Origin of the sequence: Caulobacter segnis ATCC 21756 (assembly GCF_000092285.1) — a bacterium.
Lineage (GTDB): Bacteria > Pseudomonadota > Alphaproteobacteria > Caulobacterales > Caulobacteraceae > Caulobacter > Caulobacter segnis.
In genome coordinates this window covers 1,484,827-1,501,718 of record NC_014100.1, presented here as the reverse complement: position 1 = coordinate 1,501,718, position 16,892 = coordinate 1,484,827, and the positions used below count along the sequence as shown (strand labels likewise).

Here is a 16,892-nt window from a genome sequence, read left to right as displayed (position 1 = left end):
ATGAGCAAGGTCCTCGGCGTCCTGGGCGGCATGGGTCCGGCCGCCACGCTCGATTTCCTGGCCAAGCTGCAGTCGGCGACGCCTGTCCAGCGCGAGCAGGATCACCTGCGCGTGCTGGTGGACATCAATCCGAAAGTCCCGGACCGCAATGTCGGCGAGGAAGACCCCGCCCCTGTCCTGGCCGCCATGGCGACAGGATTGCGCGACGCGGGCGCCCAGGTGCTGGCGATCGCCTGCAACACCGCGCACGCCTACGCCGACGCGGTCCGCGCCAGCGGCCTGCCCTTGGTCGACATGCTGGAAACGGCCGGCCTAGCCGCCAAGGCCAAGGGCGCGGCCGTGGTCGGCGTGCTGGGCACCGGCGTGGCGCTCGCGCTCTATCGCGACTGCTTCTTCCACATGGGCTTGGAGGTCGTCACGCTCGACGACCACGAACAGGTCGAGTTCATGGCCCTGCTCTATCGGATCAAGCACGGCGACGTGGGCTCCGCGTCACGCGAGACCATGGCCGCGCTGGCCCATCGCCTGGTGGGCAAGGGCGCCGAGAGCGTGGTGGCCGGCTGCACCGAGGTGCCGCTTGTGCTAACCGCCGCCGACCTGTCGGTCCCGTTCCTTGACGCCACCGAGGCCCTCGCCCAGCGCTGCGTCGCGGTGTGCCTCGGCCATGAAGCGATGTGAAAACGCCCCCGGATCCAGGGGATCCAGGGGCGTCGTCCTGTTCCCCAACAGGACGGCGTCGATCGCCGCCGCACCGGGCGCGGTCTCGCCTCAAACCTCGTCCCAGCTAATCGCCGAAGACGGGCCGAGGGACAACGCGTCCCGCTGTCGCAGTCGGGCCTATGACAGATCCCGCGAACACGGATTGGTCGGCTACTCGCAGACGCGGCGAAGGTTCATCAGCACCTTAGGCGTGTCACGGCGAAGGGCCTCGCGCATCAAGGCCTTGGGCACGGGCCAGTCTACGGCGAGCCTGTTCTCGTAGAAGACGCGGGTCCGGCGGCCGCCGTCCAGCGCCTGCAGCCGCCATTCGCCCTGCTGGACCTTCAGGTCGCCTTCGACCAACCGGAACCGGATCAGATTGTAGGGCTCATAGTCGGAGCGGAACACGATGCGCATGCTGGGAAAGACCAGATTCCGGCGCGTGATGTGTTCGCGGATGTCCCAGCCACGCGCTTGCTCGCCCTCCACCACCCGGCAGCCGGTCAAGGTCGAGATCATGGCCTTGGCGGCCGCGCAGTCGGTCATCGTCCGCCAAACGCGCTGCACGGGGGCGTCGATGTCGATGACCGCTCGCACGTGGCCGGAGACGCCATCGGCGTCCGGAGTCACCTCGGCATAGGCTTCGCCGCGCTTGAGCGCCGCGTTGGCCTTCGGCGTCAGCTCGAAGGCGTTCGCACTGGCCGCGGACACCACCCAGCTCGCCAAGACGAACAAAATCCAACGCCGCATAAACCGCTCCACTTCCCATCCGATACGGACGGGCGGGAAGAACGGATGGGTGGCGAGGTCCAGACTAGGAGGCGCGGCCCAAGGCGGCCCGAACGACCTCCGGCGCGTGGTCTATGACGCGCAGGTACGCCGCCAGCGCCGGATCCAGTCGGGCCTCGCCGTGCTCCAGGTCCTGCAGCAGGGTGAGGTCGATGCGGAAGACGGCCGCGAAGTCGGCCTGCGACAGCCCGGTGCGCCAGCGAACCGCCTGGACGAGAGCGCGCGCCGAGCGGGCGCGCGAGGGCGTGGCGGCTTCATCGATCGCGGGGTCGGCATGGCGGGTCATCGGTACGCTCCTGTACTGGCTCTCCCCATGACCGAGTTTTAGGACGTCCCCATTGCAGAAATTCGACGGCTTTAAGTCAGGAAGCCGCCAAATCGTCGGTCTGTCCGTCTCGATCCTTCTTGGCCAGGAACGCCGCCGTCGCCTCGATCGCCTCGACCAGTCCGACCCGCTCGATCTTCACGCCGTCCGGCAGGCTGGAGAACAATCGCGTCGGGGCGGCGGCGTCGAGCATCACGAAGACTCCGCGATCGTCGGCGCGACGGATCAGGCGGCCGAACGCCTGGCTGATCCGCGCCCGCGCCACGGCGTCGTCATAGCCCTTGCCGCCGAAGCGCAGGCGGCGCGCCTTGTGCAGCACGTCGGGACGCGGCCAGGGCACGCGGTCGAAGACCAACAGGCGCAACGACCGTCCCGGCACGTCCACGCCGTCGCGGATGGCGTCGGTGCCCAGCAGACAGGCGTCCTCCTCGGCCCGGAAGATGTCGACCAGCGCCCCGACCTCCAGCGGATCGACGTGCTGGGCGTAGAGCGCCAGGCCGTTGTCGGCCAGCGGCGCGGCGATCCGCTCGTGCACGGCTTTCAGGCGGCGGATGGCGGTGAACAGGCCAAGCCCGCCGCCGCCGGCCGCCAGGAACAGCTCGCGCATCGCCGCCGAGACCTGACGCGGATCCTCCTTGTTCACGTCGGTGACGACATAGGCCCGCGCATGGTTCTCGTAGTCGAACGGCGAGACCAGTCGCAGCACCTTCGGCGCGGACGGCAGGCGGGCGGCGCCCGTGCGCATCTCGGCCAGGGCGAACGGGTCCTCCAGCGCCGGGTCGACCAGGGTGGCGCTGGTCACCAGCACCCCATGCGCCGGCGACAGCACCGCCGCACGCAACGGCTCGGTCGGGTCCACCCAGTGGCGGCGGCAGGCGGCGTCGACGACGCGCCCGTAGAGGAAGGTCGCCTCGAACCAGTCGACGAAGTCGGGGTCCGTCTCGCCGGGATCGACGTCATCTTCCTCAAGCGCCTTCAGGATCGAGCGCCAGGCCGGCAGGGTCATGCGGGCGCGACGGTCCAGGCCTCGCAGCGCGCCTTCGATGCGGGCGCGTTCAGACGGCGCGAGATGCTCGGCCTCCTCGTCCAGCACGTCCTCCAGCGCGCGGGCCAGGGCCAATAGCGGCGCCTCGATCGAGGCCAGGGCCTTGGCGGCCTCGGGCGCGCGCTCGCGGACCAGGTCGATCGGCGGGCGAGCGTCGCACTGCAGGCCAAGCTCCGCCCCGCCCCGCTCGCTGGTGCGGGCGCGGAGTTGTTCGATGACAGCGACCAGGAAGTTCTCGATCGGACCGATCGGATTGATCTGGCCGTCCGGCGGCGCGACGCGGCCCGACCAGCCTTCGCCCGGCAAGGCGGCGGCGGCGTGGATCGCATGGCTCATCGCCTGCCGCGCGCCTTCGCGGTCGCCCAGGATATCGAGCAGGCGGGCCTCGAGACCCCTGCCCCGCCGGCCGCGTCCCTCGGGCCCTCGGATCCAGCGGCGCAGCTCCGCCGCTTCCGCGCCCGACAAGGCGGCGGAAAAAGCGCTGTCGGCGGCCTCGAACAGGTGGTGGCCCTCGTCGAAGACGATGCGCTTGAGGCTGGTGGTCTCGTTGTCGCCTTTCAGCCCTCGCGCCGTACGCGCCCCGTCGAAGGCGGCCTGGGTCAGGACAAGCGCGTGGTTGGCGATGACGATGTCGGCGCGCTTGGACGCCCGCACGGCCTTCTCGATGAAGCAGATGCGATAGTGCTGGCAGCCGGCGTGGATGCACTCGCCCCGCCGGTCGACCAGGTTGGCCGGGCTGGCCTGGGCCGACGGGGGCACGGCCGAGAGCGTCGGCAGCCAGGCTGGGAAGTCGCCGCCAGTCATGTCGCCGTCGCGCGTCGCCCGCGCCCAGCGCGCGGTCAGAGCGAGGCCGATCAGGTCGCCATTGCCTAGCTGGGCGCCGTTGATCTGCTCCTGGAAGTTCAGCAGGCACAGGTAGTTCTCGCGCCCCTTGCGGACCACCGCCTTCTTGGCGCGCTCCTTGGGGTCGGGATAGATCGATCGGCTCTCGCGCTCGATCTGGCGCTGCAGGGCGCGGGTGTAGGTGCTGACCCACACCGAGGGACCATTGGCCTCGGCCCACAGCGAGGCGGGCGCAAGGTAGCCGAGCGTCTTGCCAACGCCCGTGCCGGCCTCGGCCAGCATCATGCGCGGCTCGCCTTCCCGCTCGCGTGGCTGGAAGGCGTAGGACGCCTCCTTGGCGAAGGTGGCCTGAGCTTCGCGGATCTCCTCCAGGCCCGAGCGTTGCAGAAGCTCGGTCAGGCGCTGTCCCGCGCGTTCGGGGTCGATTGGCCTAGACCCAGCCTCGCCGGGCGGAGCCTGATCCTCCCACTCGGCCAGCCTCGCCCAGACATCGAGGCCCGAGCCCCGGAACTGGTTGCCGACCGGAACCGAGCGCAAGGCGCCGATCGCGGCGGGTCCCCACGACCACCCGGCCTTGGCCAGGGTCTCGGCGACGGCAAGGGCCTCTTCGCGCGACGGAACCGGCGTCAGGGCCAGCTCGCGCAGCAGAGCGTCGGCGCTCTCGCGCAGGCTCTGGGCCTGCTGGGCCGCGCCATGGGGCTCGGGCAAGCCCAGCGCTGTGGCGAGGCCGACCGCCGAAGGCGCGCAGAAGGCGCCGGGCCGGACGAAGGCGTGCAGCTCCAACACGTCGAACAGGCGGTGCGAGCGCGATGGGGGCGAAAGGTTCAAGCGCCGCGCGGTCATCGCCCCGTGAGCGACCAGAACTGGCCCGTGCTCGAACAGGTCGCGAGCGTCCGGCGCGCGCAGCATCCGGCCTTCGCCGCCGCCGTCGGCCACGCCGGCGCGCGGTCCGGGCAGGACGACCAGGGCCGGAGCCAGGTCCAGAGTCGGCGGGGAAGCGGTCACGTGAGTCTGTTAGCAAAAGCCGGGTGAAACAGAAAGGGAACATGCTATATGGGCATGAATGCTCGCGGCTGACGCCCTTCCCCCTCGCTTCCAGCAATGGTTCGCCGATCGTGGCTGGAGCCCGCGCGCCCACCAGCTGGCCATGCTGGAGAAGGCGCGTGAGGGGCGCGGGGCGCTGCTGATCGCGCCGACGGGGGGCGGCAAGACCCTGGCCGGCTTCCTGCCCAGCCTGATCGAGCTGGCCGAACGCCCGCCGCGCAACGCGCCGGCCGGCGTCCACACCCTCTACATCTCGCCGCTGAAGGCGCTGGCCGTCGACGTCGAGCGCAACCTCCTCACCCCCATCCGCGAGATGGGCCTGCCGATCGTGGCCGAGAGCCGCACCGGCGACACCGGCGAAGCGCGCAAGGCCCGCCAGCGCGTCCGGCCGCCGGACATCCTGCTGACGACGCCCGAGCAGCTGGCGTTGTTCTGCGCCTGGGAGGGCGCGCGCGAGTACTTCGCCGACCTCTCCTGCGTGATCATCGACGAGGCCCACGCCATCTGGCCGTCCAAGCGCGGCGACCTCTTGGCGCTGGGCCTGGCGCGGCTGCAGAGGTTCGCACCGCGCCTGCGGCGGGTGGGGCTGTCGGCGACGGTCGACGATCCGGACTTGGTGCGGAAGTGGTTGGGGACGAACCGAGCAGAAGATCCTCCCTCGCGAGCGGGGGAGGTGTCGGCGGAGCCGACGGAGGGGGCCAGCACGGCCGAGCTCCAGCTCGCCCCCTCCGACCCTCCGGGCCACCTCCCCCGCTCGCGGGGGAGGATCTCCGAACCCGACATCGACCTCGTCCTCGGCTCCGGCGGCGCGCAGCCGGTGGTCGAAGTCCTGGTCTCCGGCGGCCGCGTCCCGTGGGCCGGCCATACCGCCGAGCACGCCATGGCCGAGGTCTACGAGATCATCAAGTCGTCGAAGACGGCGCTGGTCTTCGTCAACACCCGCTTCCAGGCCGAGTTCGCGTTCCAGCGCCTGTGGGAGCTGAACGAGGACGATCTGCCGATCGCCCTGCACCACGGCAGCCTCTCGGCCGAGCAGCGCCGCAAGGTCGAGGCGGCCATGGCGCGCGGCGAGCTGCGCGCCGTGGTCTGCACCTCGACCCTGGACATGGGCATCGACTGGGGCGACGTCGACCTCGTCATCCAGCTGGCCGCGCCCAAGGGGGCCTCGCGGATGGTCCAGCGGATCGGCCGCGCCAACCACCGCCTGGACGAGCCCAGCCGCGCCCTGTTCGTGCCCGCCAGCCGCTTCGAGATGCTGGAGTGCCGCGCCGCCGCCGACGCCATCCTGGAAAACCACCTGGACGGCGATCCGCCACGCCTCGGCGCGCTGGATGTCCTGGCTCAGCACGTCATGGGCTGCGCCTGCTCGGAGCCGTTCGCGCTGACCGCCCTGTATGACGAGGTCCGCTCGGCCGGGCCCTATGCCGGACTGTCGTGGGAAGACTTCGAGACCGTCGTCGACTTCGTCTCGACCGGGGGCTACGCCCTGCGCACCTACGACAAGTTCCGCCGCATCGTGCAGACGCCCGAGGGCCTGTGGACCGCCCGCAACGCCCAGGCCCGCCAGCAGCACCGGATGAACGTCGGAGCCATCGTCTCGCCAGGCATGATCAGCATCCGCATCGGCGGCGGCCGCAGACCGATGGGGGGGCGCAAGATCGGCGAGGCCGAGGAAGGCTATTTCGAGCAGCTGACGCCCGGCGACACCTTCGTCTTCGCGGGTCAGGTCTGGCGCTACAACAGCCTGGTCGGCGCCGACGCCTTCGTGACGCCCGCGCCGAACGACGACCCGAAGATGCCCAGCTGGGGCGGCTCGAAGTTCCCGCTCTCGACCTATCTGGCCAGCCGCGTGCGCCAGATGATGCACGACGAGCGCGAATGGACCGCCCTGCCCGGCGATGTCCAGGAGTGGCTGGCCTGGCAGAAGATCCGCTCGGCCATTCCCGACGAAGGCGAGATGCTGCTGGAGACCTTCCCGCGCGGGAAGCGGTTTCATCTGGTCTGCTACCCGTTCGACGGCCGGCTGGCCCACACCACCCTGGCCATGCTGCTGACGCGGCGACTGGATCGGCTGGGCGTCGGGCCGCTGGGCTTCGTGTGCAACGACTACGCGCTGAACATCTGGTCCCTGCGGCCGATGGACGGCCTCGATCTCGACGAGCTGTTCGCCCAGGACATGCTGGGCGACGACCTCGAGGCTTGGCTGGACGAGAGCTTCATGATGAAGCGGGCCTTCAAGCACTGCGCGCTGATCGCCGGCCTGATCGAGCGCCGCCATCCCGGCGCGGAGAAGTCCGGGCGGCAAGTGACCTTTTCCACGGATCTGATCTACGACGTGCTGCGCAAACACCAACCCGACCACCTCATGCTGCGCTGCGCCCGCCACGACGCGGCCACGGGCATGCTGGACATCGCCCGCCTGGGCGACATGCTCTCGCGCGTGCGGGGCAGGATCCGCCACGTGACGCTGGACCGCGTCTCGCCCTTCGCGGTGCCGATCATGCTGGAGATCGGCCGCGAGCGCGCGCCGGGCGACGCCGCCGGCGAGATGATCCTGGCCGAGGCCGAAGAGGACCTGATCGCCGAGGCCATGTCGTGACGCGCTTTACCCCTTCCCCCTGCGGCGGCCTGCGGATCGCGCTGTCGAACGTCGAGGTCATGCTGCGCTGGTCGGGCGCGCTGTGGCTGGAGCGCGAAAGCACGCTGGTGGTCGCCGACCTGCACTTCGAGAAGGGCAGCAGCTACGCGGCGCGCTTTGGCCAGATGCTGCCGCCGTACGACACGCGCGAGACCCTGGACCGCCTCGACCGCGAGATCGCCCTGCTCTCGCCCGAGCGGCTGGTTTTCCTGGGCGACAGCTTCCACGACGGCGACGGCGAAACGCGTCTGGCGGCGGACGACTACCGGCGGCTGGAAGGCTTGGCGCTGGGCCGCGAGCTCGTCTGGGCGGTGGGCAACCACGACGCCGATGGCCCCAAGGCCTTGCCCGGCGACATCATCGACGAAGCCTCGCTGATGGGCCTGACGCTGCGCCACGAGCCCCAGCCGGGGGTCCAATTGGGCGAGGTGGCGGGTCACCTTCACCCGGCCGCCAAGGTCTCCAGCGGACGGGCCACCATCCGGCGACGGTGTTTCGTGACGGACGGCCAGCGGCTGGTGCTGCCGGCGTTCGGCGCTTTCACGGGCGGCCTGAACATTCTGGACGAGGCGTTCTCGAACCTGTTCGGCGGGCCGATGCTGGCCGGCGCCCTGGGCCCCAAGCGGGTCCATGCGGTCGGGGTGAAATCCCTGCGGCCCGACTGACGGGCCCTCGGCGCTACATGTGCAGGGCCTGCTCCAACGAGAAGGCCAAGGAGATCGCCGCGCCCGCAGTTAGCAGGGTGCGCATGCGCGGGCGCCAGGTCGGCCCCTCGTGGTTGGTGACGTCCCAGACCCATTGCAGCAGCAACAGAAGCAGGAAACCGGACAGCTGCCAGGCGGGATCGAACCTCAGTTCGCCGACCAGCAGACCGAATCCCGCCAGGGGGAACAGCAGCGAGAGCCCCAGGACCGACCAGCGCGGGCTGGCGTTCTCGATCTCCAGGCCCGTGCGCACGCCGCCGAAATACGACACCATCGCGGTGGAATAGGCCAGGAGCGCCACCAGAGAAGGCCCTTGGATCTTGGTGGGACCGTAGCAGAACAAGGCCGACGAGACGAAGAATGGAATGAGGGTCGATAGACCAAAGACCCATACCGCCGGAGGAACCGGCGTCCGCCCGCCCACGGACTCGTTCATGATCAACTCCTTCGGAAGGCGACCGAAACCACCTCCCCTGCCCCGGGCGCGACTATTACCGACACGAGGCCATAGGTCCACGGACGATCTTCGGGGAAGATACAGCGTTCGAACGTCGCTCGCCTTTTCCGTGATCAAATTCCGCGCGACGAACGCGCGCCGACGCCGATCAGCGAGCGGAGCCCGCGAGACGGCCCAGAGTCTGGCTATCGACCTCGCCCGACGCCGGCAGGCCCTGGTCGCGCTGGTAGGCGGCGATGGCCAACCGCAACGCCGGCGAGGCGACGCCGTCACGCGGGCCTTGATAGTAGCCGAGCTGCGACAGGGCTTGTTGCGCTGTCCCGAAATCGCCGGCTGCTCCGGTGTTGGTCGGCGCCAGAGACGCGGTCTGGACCGGCGCCTGGGCGCGGAAGGCCTGGGCGGAGCGATCCGCCGTCTGCAGGGCCTCGGCGGTCAGCTGCGGGCGAAGGGCGTTGGCGCGGCTGCGGGCGGTGGGGTCGCCGGCCCGGCCAGCGATCACGTACCACTTATAGGCTTCGGCGCGCGTTCTGGCTGACGCCCAGACCGGTCTCGTAGAGCTGGGCCAGGTTGAACTGGCTGTCGACGAGGCCGGTGTCGGCGGCCTTGCGGAACCACAGCGCGGCGATCGTGGAATTGCGCGGACCGCCCTCGCCCTTGAAATAGTAGAGCGCCAGGTTGTGCATCGCGCGCGGATCGCCGCCGTTGGCGGCCCGCTCGCTCCAGCGACGCGCTTCGATCATGTCGCGCTTGACGCCGCCCTTGCCGCTTTCCAGCAGCTTCGACAGATAGAATTGAGCGGCGGGATAGCCGTCCGTCGCGGCGCGCTTAAGGCCCTCAAGGCCGGTGCGATCGCCGGTCTCGATCTTGCGGATGGAAGCGGCGAACAGCGCCTTGGCTTCGTCAGACACGGCCGGCGCGATCTCGGCCGGGACTGGGATGGCCGGCGCGCTCGTCAGGGCCACCGAGGCTCGCGAGCCTGCCGCGCTGGCCAGGACCGGCTTCTGGCTCGACAGCGCTTGAGCGGCGCGCGGCGCGCTGGCGCTGGCGTTCTGGTCGCCCAGCAGCAAGAGACCGCCGACGCAGGCGCCGACGACGGCGGCGCTACCGATCGCGACCGCGACGCTGGCCACGGTCGTGCCGACCCGACGCTTGGGCTTTTTGGCCGAGAAGGCGCCGAAGCCGCTGAACAGGGATCCGCCGCCGGTCTTATCGCTCTTGCTCGGGCGAACGGCGCCGAGGCCCTTGGCGTCCGCCGCCGCGGCGGCGCGGGCGGCCGCGCGGGCCTGCTCGATGATCTCGCGCGTCGACAGCGGGCGCTCCGGCTCGGCGGGCGCGGCCTTCGGCGCTTCAGCCGCGGGGGCTTCGACGAGGTCCTCGTCGTCCAGCGCGTCGGCGAACGCGAAATCGCCGTCATCGAACGCTTCGTCCTCGGGATCGTCGAACGGGAAATCAGCGGCGTCGAGGTCACGATCCGTCGTCGACTCCGCGTCGAAGACGTCGTCGTCGGTGAACGGCGAGGCCTCACCCAGAACCATCTCGTCGTCCTCGAAGGGCGAGGCGGGAGGCGGTGTGAATTCGGCGACGGACTCGGGCTCCGGCGGCGGCGCGACGGGCTCCGGCTTGCGTTGGGCCTCATGCAGGCGCGTGTCGATCTTGTCGCGCGCCTCCTCCAGCATGCGGAGCGTGCGCTCCTCGCTCTGGCGGATCCGGTCGAGCAACTCCTGGCTCGAGCGTTCATGGCGCTGGTTCAGGCGCTCGGTCACGCGCGCGACCTGCTCGCCAACATCATCGATCGCCAGGGCGTTGCGGCGCTCGGCGCTGCCAATGCGTTCGGTCAGGCGTTCGGTGATACGCGCGATCTCCGCGCCAAGCTTTTCAAGCGCTTGGCCCTGGACGCTGTCGGCGCGATTGAGCCGGGTTTCCACGGTCGCGGCGATCCGCGCCACCTCGCCCCCGACCTGTTCGATCGCGGCGGCGCTGCGGTTCTCGGCGGTCTGGACGCGGCGGTTGAAGGCGTCGGCGACGTTGACCACTTCGCGGCCCATGCGCTCGATGGCCTGGGCCGAGCGCTGCTCAGCGGCCTCGACGTGCGCGGCCATCTCGCCCAGCTTGCGCTCCATGCGGTCGAAGCGGCCATCGGCGGTCTCGCGGAGCCGCTCGGCCATCTCCAGGCGCGCGGCTTCCATCTTTTCGGCGAGGCTGGCGGCCAGGCTGTCCAGACGCTCCTGCACGCCGGCGGCGGGGTTTGCGGTCTCGACCACGCCGAGACGCTCGTCGAGGGTCGAGAACGACGCGCTGAGCTCGCGGAGGGCTTCGCTGGTCCGGGTCTCGGCGGCCTCGAGCCGCTCTCCCAGGCGAGCCACGACAGCCTCGACCAGTTCGTTCGGGTCTTGCGGTTGCGGCGCCGCCTGCGCGTCCAGCCGCGCCTCGAGGGCGGCGATGGCTTCGCGGGTGCGGGCCTCGCCGTCATAGAGGTGGCCGGCGACCTTGCCCAAGGCGCCTTCCAGCGCGCGCAGGGCTTCGACCGAGCGCGGGCCCGCCGCCTCGGCCTCGATGCGGCGCACACGCTCGGCGGTGCGAACCTGCTCGGTCTTGAGGTCGTCCACCGCGCCTTCGAAGCGAGCGGCGACGGCGATCTGTTCGCGCTCGGCCCGGCTCAAGCGGGCGATGGCGTCGCGGACGGAGTGGTCGATGCCGGAGATGGCGGCGGCGTTGCGGCCCTCGGCCACTTCGATCCGGCGGGTCAGGCGATCCAGCGCCACGGCGACGCGGCCGACCTGGTCGGTCTGTTCGGCGATCTCGGCGCGCGAGGGCTCGTCTCGCACGACTTCCAGATGGGCGCGGCTGGGGGTCTCTTCACTGGCGGCGCGATAGTCGCCCTGACCATCGCCTTCGATGATCATGCGGTTCAGCCACTCGCCCAAGGTCATGCCGGAGCGACGCGCGAGGTCCTTTGCGACCTCCCGTGCCTTGGGGTCGATCCCCTTAACGCTCCATGGCGAAGCCGCCGTCATGCGAATCTATCTCCCCGCATCTGGGGAAAACGCTAGTCAGCGATTCCTAGAGTGTAAACGCGACGAAAACGCTAGATATAGCGTGTCGGGAATTCACTGTGGAGGAATCGGGACAGAAGTCCGCAGTTCTGTAGCGCGGATCAAAAGCAAGAGGGTTAACGCGACTTAACCATTTGCCAGGCATATTGTCGCAGGCCTAGAAGCCGCCATGGACCTGACCCAGACCCTCGCGGCCTCGGCCCTCTTCCTCGTTCTCGCGATCGCCTGCGGCTGGCTGGGCGCGCGCCCAATCAACGTTTTAAAGGGACCGCGCATGGTTCCCTGGCGCCCGCTGATGATGGTCTGCGTCGTCGCCCTGATGCTGATGATGGTGCATCTGGCGAACCTTCTGGGTGTCCAGACCGGTAACCAACCGCGTTACTAGGTCGCGGCCTTTTTCGGGCGCTTGGTCAGGCCCGAGACCCCTCCCGACGACAGCAAACCGATGTCGGCGAGCAAGAATGGGATCGCCCATTTCTGGGGCGCGGCAATGTAACGCGGCTGCCAGACAGGGTCATATTTATCTTTATACCGTCGGACACCCTGGAAATTGTAGATCTCCTCGCCCCGCTCATAGAGCAGGCGGCCGACCCGAGACATGATCGGCGCCAGACGACGATCTTCCAGCCCCGCTAGCGGCGCCACGCCGAACTCGAACGCTTTGTAGCCCTCGTCCTTGCCCCACTGGAGGAGCTCGACGAACAGGTAGTCCATGACGTTCTTGGGCGCCTCGTCGGAATAGCGCATCAGGTCCATCGAGAACGAGGTCTTCGAGGCCGTCAGCCACAGGGTGGCGAAGGCGACGATCTTGCCCTCCTCGCCGCGCACCACCGCCACCGGGAATTCGGCGACATACCGCGGATCGAAGCCCCCCATCGAGAAGCTCTTCTCCCCGCCGGCATGATGGCCGAGCCAGGAGTCGGAGATCGCCTTCAACTCGTCCATGATCGCATTGGCCGCGCCGACAGGCAGGACCTCGAAGGCGGCGCCGCCCTCCCCGGCCTTGCGCCAGTTGCGACGCAGCACCTCGCGGCGGCGACCGACCAGGCTGAAGGCCTCCAGCGGCACGGCCGCGCTTTCGCCGGTCTTCTGGATGGCGAGGCCGAGATCGACGGTGTCGGGCAGGTCGTCGGGGCCCAGGCCATAGAAGCCCGCGCGCGCCGCATGGGCGTCGGCCAGTTCGCGGAAGCGCCAGAACAGCTCCATGCGCTCGTCGCTGCGACCGACCGGCGCGCCCAGGGCGATCCAGGAACGGCCCCGCACGCCGAACATCAGGAAGGTCTCGCCCGACGCCGAGAACAGGAAGCGCTTGTCGCCCAGCAGGGCGAGATTGGCGCTGGGCTCGGCGTCCTCGGCCTTGGCGAGGATAGCCCGGACGCGGTCGAACTCAGGGTCGGTGTCGTCGACGACCGGCGGCGTGGCCGCCGTCGAGATCAGCCGCCAGACGCCTACGGCCAGCAGCACGATGGCGGCCGCGACCGACGAGCGAATGGCCCGGGCGGCCTCGTCGTGGTCTTGCAGGATACGGATCCAGGACTTGTCGGCGAATTCGGTGTGGTGGAACGACCACCAGCCCAGGAGCCCGGCCCCGCCGATCGCCGCGGCCGCCGACAGCAGCCAGCCCGGCGTGATCTCCATCTTCGACAAAGCCGCCCTGCGCGGGAAGGCGTCTCGGAACGGCAGGATGGCGAGGAAACAGACCAGCAGCATGGCGGTCTCTTCCCAGTTCAGCCCCTTGAAGATCGCCAGAACCGCCGACGACGCCAGCACGATCAGAGCCGCCCACCAGGCCGCGCCCAGGCGGGAGCGCAGGCCGAAGGCCAGCAGGAGCAGGACAAGACCCAGGATCGACGAGAAGAAGTGGCTGATCTCGATCAGCAGATCGGGCGCGAAGGCCAAAAGCAGCAGGAAGCGGGTCGGTTCGGATGGCGTAGCCCCCGAGGCCAGCAGCATGACTCCCGCCGACGCGGTCAGGATCGCCGCCAGGGTCGGGGCGATCGCGAGAGCCGCGGGCCTGAAAACTGTCGAGGACATCCAGATCCCGAAACGACGAATCCCCAACGGGATCCAGTAGCGTTCCCATATAGCCTGCAAAGTATGAAGTGGTCGTGGCCCTTGCGGCGAACGAGCGTTTGAATCGACTTGCCCAAGCTGTCGTGAGGCGTAGTGTGGGGCCGAACAGCGCGCCTCAGACGCGCCCGCTACAGACCGTCCGTTAGGGAGATGAGACGATGGCCGATTTCGGGGGAACCGAACTCGACGCCTTCCGCGCCGAGACCCGCGCCTGGCTGGAGGCCAACTATCCCAAGTCCCTGAGCGCGCCCATGGCCGAGGACGAAGCCCCCTGGGGCGGCCGCAAGATGGTCTGGAAGAACCCGGACGCCAAGCTGTGGCTGGAGCGCATGGCCGAGCGCGGCTGGACCGCGCCGATGTGGCCCAGGGAATATGGCGGCGGCGGGCTCACCAAGGCGCAGAACAAGGTGCTGGAGCAGGAGCTGCGCCGCCTGAAGGCTCGCCCGGCCCTGATGAGCTTCGGGATCTGGATGCTGGGCCCGGTGCTGCTCGAATACGCCACCGAGGAACAGAAGCAGCGCTTCCTGCCGCAGATCGTCCGCGGCGAAATCCGATGGTGCCAGGGTTATTCGGAGCCTGGCGCCGGTTCGGACCTGGCCTCCCTCCAGACCAAGTGCGAGGACAAGGGCGATCACTACCTGATCAACGGCCAGAAGGTCTGGACCAGCTACGCCGACCAGGCCGACTGGATCTTCTGCCTGGTGCGCACCGACACGACCAAGAAGCACGAAGGCATCTCGTTCGTGCTGTTCGACATGACCTCGCCCGGCGTCGAGGCCCGGCCGATCAAGCTGATCAGCGGATCCTCGCCCTTCTGCGAGACCTTCTTCGACAATGTGAAGGTCCCCAAGGAACAGCTGGTCGGCAAGCTGAACGGCGGGTGGGACATCGCCAAGCGCCTGCTCCAGTACGAGCGCCAGAACATCAGCGCCTCGGGCTTCGGCGGCGGCGGCGGTCTTTCGCCGGTCGAGGCGGCCAAGAGCGAGATCGACGTCGACGCCGAAGGCCGGATCGCCGATGGCGACTTCCGCGCGCGCCTCGCGGCCCATTCCATGGACGCTCACGCCTTCATGCTAACCGTGCGCCGCGCCGAGGCGGAGTCCAAGCAGGGCTCGGGACCCAGCGCCGCCGTCTCGATCATCAAGTACGCCGCCGCCAAGATGAACCAGGAACGCACCGAGCTGTTGGTCGAGGCCTTGGGCCTGCAGGGCCTGGGCTGGGAAGGCGAAGGCTTCAGCGCCGAGGAGCTGGCCGCGCCGCGCGCCATGCTGCGCGCCAAGGGCAACTCGATCGAGGGCGGCACCAGCGAGGTGAACCTGAACGTCGTGGCCAAGCGCGTCCTGGGCCTGTTGGACCACCAGTAAGACCATGATCGAGTTCTGGTACGAATTCGCCTCGACCTACTCCTATCCGGCAGCGATGCGGATCGAGAGGCTGGCCGCCGACAAGGGCGTGGCCGTGGCGTGGCGGCCATTCATCGTCGGTCCGCTGTTCCATGAGCAGCAGGGCCTGAACGACAGTCCGTTCAACGCCTTCCCGGTCAAGGGCGAGTACATGTGGCGAGACCTCGAGCGCGTCTGCGACGCCGAGGGCTTGCCGCTGCGCCATCCCAGTCAGTTCCCGCGCAACAGCCTGCTGGCCGCGCGCGTCGCCATCTGTGGCCTGGAGGACGGCTGGACGCCGGCCTTCAGCCGCGCGGTCTACCAGGCCAATTTTGTCGACGACCAGGACATCGGCAGCCCCGAGGTTCTCGCCCCACTGATCGCTTCGGTCGGCGCGGGCCCCGAGCACGTCCTGGCCGCCGCGCAATCCGATCCCATCAAGGCGCGCCTGAAGGACCATGTCCGCCAGGCCAAGGAACGCGGGCTGTTCGGCGCGCCCAGCTTTCTCACCGCCGACGGCGAGCTCTTCTGGGGCAACGACCGTCTGGAACAGGCCCTCGACTGGGCCGTCCGTCATCAATCCAGGGAGCACGCCTGATGGCCGTCCTGACCGAAGAACAGACGATGCTGCGCGACGCCGCCAAGGGCTGGACCAGCGAAAGCGCCCCTGTCGGCGCCCTGCGCAAGCTGCGCGACGGCAACAGCGGCCAGAGCTTCGATCCCGCCGCCTGGGCGGAGATGGGTGAAATGGGCTGGGCCGGGGTGATCGTGCCCGAGGCCTATGACGGTTCGGCCTTCGGCTATCTGGGCCTGGGCCTGATCCTGGAGGAGACCGGGCGCACCCTGGCGGCCTCGCCGCTGCTCTCCACGGCCATGATCGCCGCCTCCGCGCTGCAACTGGCCGGCTCCGACGCCCAGAAACAGGCCTGGCTGCCCCGCATCGCCAGCGGCGAGATCGTCGCCACGCTGGCGGTCGACGAAGGCTCGCACCACGCGCCGGCCCGCACCGCGCTGACCGCGACCCACAGCGGCGCCGGCTTCGTGCTGAACGGGACGAAGACCTTCGTGCTGGACGGCGACGCCGCCGACCTGCTGATCGTCGTCGCCCGCACCGGCGGCGCGCAGGGCCAGACGAACGGCTTGACCCTATTCCTCGTCCCCGCAGACGCCCCGGGCGTGAACCGCACGCATCTGGCTTTGATCGACTCGCGCGGCGCGGCGCAAATCGCCTTCGACGGCGTGGAGGTCGCGGCCGACGCCGTGCTCGGCGAGGTCGACAAGGGCTGGGCCGTGCTGGAGCCGACGCTGGACCGCGCCTATGCGGGCCTCGCGGCCGAGATGCTGGGCAGCGCCAGCGCCGCCTTCGACATCACGCTCGACTACCTGAAGACCCGCACCCAGTTCGGTCAGGTGATCGGCTCGTTCCAGGCGTTGCAGCATCGGGCCGCCAAGTGGTTCACCGACCTTGAGACCACCCGCTCCTGCGTGGAAGCCGCGCTGGAGGCGCTGGACACGGGAAGCGACAGCCGCGCCCTCGCCTCCCTGGCCAAGGCCAAGGCCAGCGAGCTGGTCCATCTGGCCAGCAACGAGATGGTTCAGATGCACGGCGGGATCGGCATGACCGACGCGCACGACGCCGGCCTCTACATGAAGCGCGCACGGGTCACGGAGGCGCTGTTCGGCGGCGCCAGCTTCCATCGTGATCGCTACGCCAGACTCATGGGCTTCTAAGCCGGAAACCAAGCCACACCATGGCCCTAAAGCCGCCGCCTAGGCGGCTTTTTTCTTGTCCATCATCAGGTTAGCGCAGGTAGCCCGTCATCTCGACTGAGTAATAATG

14 protein-coding genes are annotated in these 16,892 nt (G+C 69.3%); 7 read left to right on the top strand and 7 right to left on the bottom strand.

Annotated features, from left to right (window positions below; translation table 11 throughout):
• Window positions 1–678: a cysteate racemase gene (gene cuyB / locus CSEG_RS06990; protein WP_013078552.1), complete on the top strand. Its 678-nt coding sequence runs from the start codon at window positions 1–3 to the stop codon at window positions 676–678.
• Between the two features lie 192 nt (window positions 679–870).
• Here cuyB and CSEG_RS06985 read toward each other — a convergent pair whose 3' ends face one another.
• The 3 genes from CSEG_RS06985 to CSEG_RS06975 all read right to left on the bottom strand — a co-directional run bounded on the left by CSEG_RS06985 (window position 871) and on the right by CSEG_RS06975 (window position 4,706).
• Window positions 871–1,449 (bottom strand): SRPBCC family protein, encoded by a 579-nt coding sequence (locus CSEG_RS06985; RefSeq protein ID WP_013078551.1) that lies wholly within the window; start codon window positions 1,447–1,449, stop codon window positions 871–873.
• A gap of 64 nt (window positions 1,450–1,513) precedes the next feature.
• On the bottom strand, window positions 1,514–1,774 hold the full coding sequence (locus tag CSEG_RS06980) for a helix-turn-helix domain-containing protein (RefSeq protein ID WP_013078550.1): 261 nt from the start codon (window positions 1,772–1,774) through the stop codon (window positions 1,514–1,516).
• 76 nt (window positions 1,775–1,850) lie between these two features.
• Window positions 1,851–4,706 (bottom strand): ATP-dependent DNA helicase, encoded by a 2,856-nt coding sequence (locus CSEG_RS06975; RefSeq protein WP_013078549.1) that lies wholly within the window; start codon window positions 4,704–4,706, stop codon window positions 1,851–1,853.
• A gap of 58 nt (window positions 4,707–4,764) precedes the next feature.
• On the opposite strand from CSEG_RS06975, the gene CSEG_RS06970 reads away from it, so the two are divergent.
• Window positions 4,765–7,344, top strand: coding sequence for a ligase-associated DNA damage response DEXH box helicase (locus CSEG_RS06970; RefSeq protein ID WP_013078548.1), 2,580 nt, complete (start codon window positions 4,765–4,767; stop codon window positions 7,342–7,344).
• Complete coding sequence (gene pdeM, locus CSEG_RS06965; protein WP_013078547.1) at window positions 7,341–8,048, top strand: ligase-associated DNA damage response endonuclease PdeM; 708 nt, start codon at window positions 7,341–7,343, stop codon at window positions 8,046–8,048. Before CSEG_RS06970 ends, pdeM begins: the two co-directional genes overlap by 4 nt.
• Window positions 8,049–8,061: 13 nt before the next feature.
• Here the strand turns inward: pdeM and CSEG_RS06960 are convergent, their stop codons facing one another.
• The 3 genes from CSEG_RS06960 to CSEG_RS06955 form a co-directional block, all read right to left on the bottom strand.
• Entirely contained in the window at window positions 8,062–8,523 is a 462-nt protein-coding gene (locus CSEG_RS06960; RefSeq protein ID WP_013078546.1) for a DUF3429 domain-containing protein, read from the bottom strand.
• Between the two features lie 169 nt (window positions 8,524–8,692).
• Window positions 8,693–9,043: a peptidoglycan-binding domain-containing protein gene (locus tag CSEG_RS23260; RefSeq protein WP_244264927.1), complete on the bottom strand. Its 351-nt coding sequence runs from the start codon at window positions 9,041–9,043 to the stop codon at window positions 8,693–8,695.
• Between the two features lie 7 nt (window positions 9,044–9,050).
• Window positions 9,051–11,558 (bottom strand): SEL1-like repeat protein, encoded by a 2,508-nt coding sequence (locus CSEG_RS06955; protein ID WP_244264926.1) that lies wholly within the window; start codon window positions 11,556–11,558, stop codon window positions 9,051–9,053.
• Window positions 11,559–11,766: 208 nt separating this feature from the next.
• Here CSEG_RS06955 and CSEG_RS06950 point away from each other — a divergent pair, with 208 nt between their 5' ends.
• On the top strand, window positions 11,767–11,982 hold the full coding sequence (locus CSEG_RS06950; RefSeq protein WP_013078545.1) for a hypothetical protein: 216 nt from the start codon (window positions 11,767–11,769) through the stop codon (window positions 11,980–11,982).
• Here CSEG_RS06950 and CSEG_RS06945 read toward each other — a convergent pair.
• On the bottom strand, window positions 11,979–13,631 hold the full coding sequence (locus CSEG_RS06945; RefSeq protein ID WP_013078544.1) for a phosphatidylglycerol lysyltransferase domain-containing protein: 1,653 nt from the start codon (window positions 13,629–13,631) through the stop codon (window positions 11,979–11,981). The genes CSEG_RS06950 and CSEG_RS06945 overlap by 4 nt on opposite strands.
• 197 nt (window positions 13,632–13,828) lie before the next feature.
• On the opposite strand from CSEG_RS06945, the gene CSEG_RS06940 reads away from it, so the two are divergent.
• The 3 genes from CSEG_RS06940 to CSEG_RS06930 are packed head-to-tail and all read left to right on the top strand — an operon-like array spanning window position 13,829 to window position 16,783.
• A complete protein-coding gene (locus tag CSEG_RS06940; protein WP_013078543.1) occupies window positions 13,829–15,034 on the top strand; it encodes an acyl-CoA dehydrogenase family protein in 1,206 nt (401 codons plus the stop codon).
• Between the two features lie 4 nt (window positions 15,035–15,038).
• A complete protein-coding gene (locus CSEG_RS06935; RefSeq protein WP_013078542.1) occupies window positions 15,039–15,650 on the top strand; it encodes a 2-hydroxychromene-2-carboxylate isomerase in 612 nt (203 codons plus the stop codon).
• A complete protein-coding gene (locus CSEG_RS06930; protein WP_013078541.1) occupies window positions 15,650–16,783 on the top strand; it encodes an acyl-CoA dehydrogenase family protein in 1,134 nt (377 codons plus the stop codon). The genes CSEG_RS06935 and CSEG_RS06930 overlap by 1 nt, the downstream gene beginning before the upstream one ends.
• Window positions 16,784–16,892: the final 109 nt, after the last annotated feature.